The organism is Zoogloea sp. (genome assembly GCF_030157465.1).
In the GTDB taxonomy this organism is placed as follows: Bacteria; Pseudomonadota; Gammaproteobacteria; order Burkholderiales; family Rhodocyclaceae; genus Zoogloea.
This window is the reverse complement of record NZ_JAOAUU010000065.1, coordinates 1-4,286: the sequence shown is the minus strand read 5'-3', so window position 1 is coordinate 4,286 and position 4,286 is coordinate 1. Positions and strand designations below refer to the sequence as shown.

4 protein-coding genes are annotated in these 4,286 nt (G+C 66.2%); all 4 read right to left on the bottom strand.

All coding sequences use genetic code 11. From position 1 onward, the window contains the following. Positions 1 to 572 (bottom strand): YitT family protein (locus tag Q1W26_RS09040; RefSeq protein ID WP_300438746.1); only part of this gene is annotated, 572 nt, incomplete at its 3' end. Between the two features lie 66 nt (positions 573 to 638). Next, positions 639 to 1,307, bottom strand: coding sequence for a hypothetical protein (locus Q1W26_RS09035; protein WP_300438743.1), 669 nt, complete (start codon positions 1,305 to 1,307; stop codon positions 639 to 641). 99 nt (positions 1,308 to 1,406) lie between these two features. Further along, a complete protein-coding gene (locus tag Q1W26_RS09030; protein WP_300438741.1) occupies positions 1,407 to 2,816 on the bottom strand; it encodes an alkaline phosphatase in 1,410 nt (469 codons plus the stop codon). A gap of 16 nt (positions 2,817 to 2,832) precedes the next feature. Further along, positions 2,833 to 4,248, bottom strand: a complete 1,416-nt coding sequence (locus Q1W26_RS09025; protein ID WP_300438738.1) for an alkaline phosphatase — start codon at positions 4,246 to 4,248, stop codon at positions 2,833 to 2,835. Positions 4,249 to 4,286: the final 38 nt, after the last annotated feature.

The window sequence follows — 4,286 nt, the reverse complement described above, 5'->3', positions numbered from 1 at the left end:
CCGATGATGGACAGCACCACTTTTTCGGGGCTCACCACCAGCAGGCCGATGCTGAGGATCATGCAGTCGAAGCTCATTTGAACCGTGCCCGCTCGCCAGCCCCGGCGCTTTTGCAGGTAGATCGCCAGGATGCCGATGCCGCCCAGGCTGGCGCCGTGGCGGATCAGGATGAGGATGCCGATGCCGGCGAGCAGCCCGGCCATGATGGCCGAGAACAACGGGTCGAGGTGCTGGAAGCTGATCAGCTTGGGCACGATTTCGGTGAGCAGCGAAAGCACGCCCACGGCGCAGAAGGTCTTGAACGTGAAGCGCCGCCCCAGCGCGCGCAGGCCGAAGATGTAGAAGGGCAGGTTGATGAAGAACAGCACCAGCCCGAAGCGCCAGCCGGTGAGGTAATGCACGACGAAGGAGAGGCCGGCGATACCGCCGGTCAGCAGCCGGCTCTCGCGCAGCATGACGATGGACAGCGCGACGAACAGGCAGCCGATCACGATGGCCTGGACGTCTTCGATCAGGGTGTGGGAGGCGGCGGCCGGGGGCTGCGAGGGGACGGAGCTTTCGTGGGGCGGCATGGCGGCAAGGAGGGGTGGGGTGCGGCGTCATGATAGCCGCCGCAGCCGGGATTTGCGCGGCAGCGCTCAGTCGAGCAGATCCGAGTACTCCTTTTGTTCGTAGCCCTTGAGCTGGGTCCAGGGCATTACGGCCGGCATTTTCTCGCGGGTCACGACCATGCTGCTGCGGCTGGTGCCGGCGGCGTTGGCAGAGTCGATGCGCCGCGGATAGCTCTCCTTTTCATCCCACAGCACCTGGACTTTGGCGTCGCGGGTGCCGCCTTCGTACCACCGGGCGCCCGCCGGGGCGCTGCGGGTGATGGCCTTCATGCGCTTGATCTGCTCCGGGTCGAGGAGCTGGCTGGCGGTGGTCCATTTGCCGTCGAAGCCGATGTTGTTGTAGTCGACGGGGGTGATGTCCACGGTGACTTTTTCGTGGGCATTGACGATGCGCACGCGCAGCTTGCCATCGTTGCCGCGCTCGACCCAGCGGGAGGCGGCGGCGATGTCCATGTGCTTGTGGCCCTTGCCGGCGGTGTGGTGGTCGGTTTCCTCGTGGGCGCCGGCGGGGATGATGCGGGCAACCCAGCTCTGGTTGTCGCGGCGGATCAGGCGTTCGCCGAAGCGGGTGACGCGGGTGACGCCGTCGGCGCTGAGGGTGGTGATTTCGTGCTCGACCTTGATGGCGAGGTCGCTGGCCAGGGCGGCCGAGGGGATGAGGCCGCCGAGCAGCGCGGCGAGGATCAGCTTGTTCATGAGTGTGGGGCGTGAGGAATAAAAAAGGCCCGGCCTGATGAGGCCGGGCGAAATGGCTGCCGTTTTACTGCCGGCAAACCCTTGGGATCGTTGTGGCGATCAGAGCCCCATGGCCGACTTGACCAGGCCGAAAACCCTGGTGTTATCGAGGGTGCCCTTGAAGCCTGCGTTGCCTGCCCCGGAGGAGAACAGCATGACGTCGCCGCCGCCGTGGGTTTCCGGGTAGGCGCCGGCGGTGCCGAGCTTGACGCCGACTTCCTGGTAGTAGTCGTCGGCCGTGGTGTCGACGCTGGTCAGGTCGTCACGCACGGGCTTGCGCACGGCGCCGTTGCCGAACACCAGGGCGGTGTAGGGCAGGCCGTCGCCGGCCTTGGCGAGCACGGTCTTGCCCTGCACGGTGGTCGGCTTGATGTCGCTGACCTTGCCCAGGATGTTGTTGCCTTTGTGGGAGTAGCCGTTGAAGGTCATCGTGTGGTCGTGGTCGGCGGTGACGACGACCAGGGTGTTCTTCAGGTCGACCAGGCCGAGGGCGCGCTTGATGGCGTCGTCGAAGGCGATGGTGTCTTCGAGGGCGCGCTTGGCGTTGGTGTTGTGCAGCGCGTGGTCGATACGGCCGCCTTCCACCATCAGGAAGAAGCCCTTGCCGTTTTTCTGCAGCAGCTTGATGGCCTTCTCGGTCATGTCGGCAAGGCTGGGCTCGTCGATGGCGTTGGCGGGCTTGGCGCGATCGAGCTCGTAGTTCATCAGCGACTTGCTGAACAGGCCCACCAGCCGGGTCGTGGCGGCGGTGTCCAGCGCCTTGAGGGCGGTGCCGCTGTTCACGTAGGTGTAGCCCTGGGCCTTCAGTTCGGCGGTCAGGTCGCGACCGTCGGTGCGCTTGCCGCCGAGGCTGATGGGCAGGAAGTGGTCGGTGCCGCCGCCGAGCAGCACATCCAGGCCGGCGCCGAGGGCGCTGTTGTAGCCGGCGCCGCCGGGCACGGCCTGGGCCGCGATGGCGTTTTCGCCGTTGCGGTTGCAGATGTGGGCGTAGGTGGCGGCGGGGGTGGCGTGGGTGACGGTGGTGGTGGTGACCGCGCCCACCGACTTGCCGGCAGCCTTGGCCAGTTCGAGCAGGGTGGTGACGGGCGTGCCGTTACCGGCCGGGCAGGTGCTGTCGACGCCGCTGGTGTAGTTCCTCTTGGTGACCGGATCGCGCGGCTGGGTGTCGGCGCTCATGGAGATGACTTCGTTGCGCATCTTCACGCCGGTCATGTAGGCGGCCATCGACGGGGCGGAGTCGGTGGTCTGGCCGTCGAGGGAGTAGGTCTTGATGCGCGCGGTGCGCTTCAGGGATTCCATCGTCAGCTGGCCGGCTTCGCCGTATTTGTAGATGCGGCTGGCGGTGACGGTGGTGGGGCCCATGCCGTCGCCGAGGAAGAAGATGACGTTGGTGGCTTCGCCGGCGGCGAAGGCGGAGGTGGCACCGACGAGGGCAAGGGCGGCGGCGCAGAGCTTGATCTGGGTTTTCATGGTGTGGGTCTCCGGGTTACAGGCCGACCGACTGGCGGATCAGGTTGAAGACTTCAGTGTTGGTGATGACACCGGTGAATTTGTCCGCACCGCGGCCGGTGGCGCCAAGGAAGACGTCGGTGCCGCCGTGGGTTTCGCTGCCGGCACCCATGGGAATGGCGGCTTCCTGGTGGTAGGTCTTGGCGGCCACTTGCGCATCGCTGAGGGCGGTGCGGGTGGCAGGGCGGTTTTCGCCGTTGCCGAAGCCGATGATGGTGAAGGGGTTGCCGTCCAGGTCGGCACCGAGTGCGCCGGTGACGTAGTTCTTGAGCAGGCCGAGCACGCCGGGGTTGCTGTCGGTGGTCTTGCCGGTACGGGCGGCGTAGCCGTTGAGAACCAGGGTGTGGTCGTGGTCGGCGGTGACGACGATCAGGGTGTTTTTAAGGTCGGCATCCTTGAGCTTCATCTTGTCGATGGCGGTCTTGATGGCGTCGTCGAAGGCCACGGTGTCCTGCAGCGCCTTTCTGGCGGTGGTCTCGTGCAGGGCGTGGTCGATGCGGCCGCCTTCCACCATCAGGAAGAAGCCCTTGTCGTTCTTCGACAGCATGTCGATGGCCTTGCCGGTCATCTCGGCCAGGCTGGGTTCCACGGCCGGGTCGCGGTCGATGTCGTAGCTCATGTGGCTGTTGGTGAACAGGCCGACGAGCTTCTTGGTGCCGCTGGCGGAAGCGGCGTCGAATTCGGCCTTGGTCTTGACGTAGGTGTAGCCCTTGGTGACGAACTCGGCGGTCAGGTCGCGACCGTCGGTGCGTTTGCCGCCTGCCGTGGTGGGCAGGAAGAACTGGCGGCCACCGCCGAGCAGCACGTCGAGGCCGTCGCCGAGGGCGCTGTTGTAGCCGGCGCCGCCGGGCACGGTCTGGGCGGCGATGGTGTTTTCGGCGTCGCGGTGGCAGACGTGGGCGTAGGTGCTGGCGGGCGTGGCGTGGGTGACGCGGGTGGTGGTGACCGCGCCGGTGCTGCGGCCGGCCGCCTTGGCCAGTTCGAGCAGGGTGGTAACGGCGCTGCCGTTGCCGGTGGCCGGACAGGTGCTGTCGGTGCCGCTGAGGTAGTCGGCGCCGGTGGTGGTGTTGAAGGCCGAGGTCTCCGGGGTCATGGAGATGACTTCGTTGTTCATCTTGACGCCGGTCATGTAGGCCGCCATCGAGGGCGCGCTGTCGGTGACCTGGGCGTTGTTGGAGTAGGTGCGGACGAAGGCCGTTTCCGGCAGCGTGTCCATGGTGAGTTCGCCGTCTTCGCCAACTTTGTAAATACGCGCGGCCGTCTGGGTGGTCATGCCCATGCCGTCGCCAAGGAAGAAGATGACGTTCTTGGGGGTGTCGTTGCTGCTGTCACTGCCGCAGGCAGCGAGCAGTACGGCCGAGGTGGCAGCCGCGATCAGGCTGAGTTTGCGCATGGGGGAATATCTCCAGGGTGGGCGTGTTTCGTTGGCTC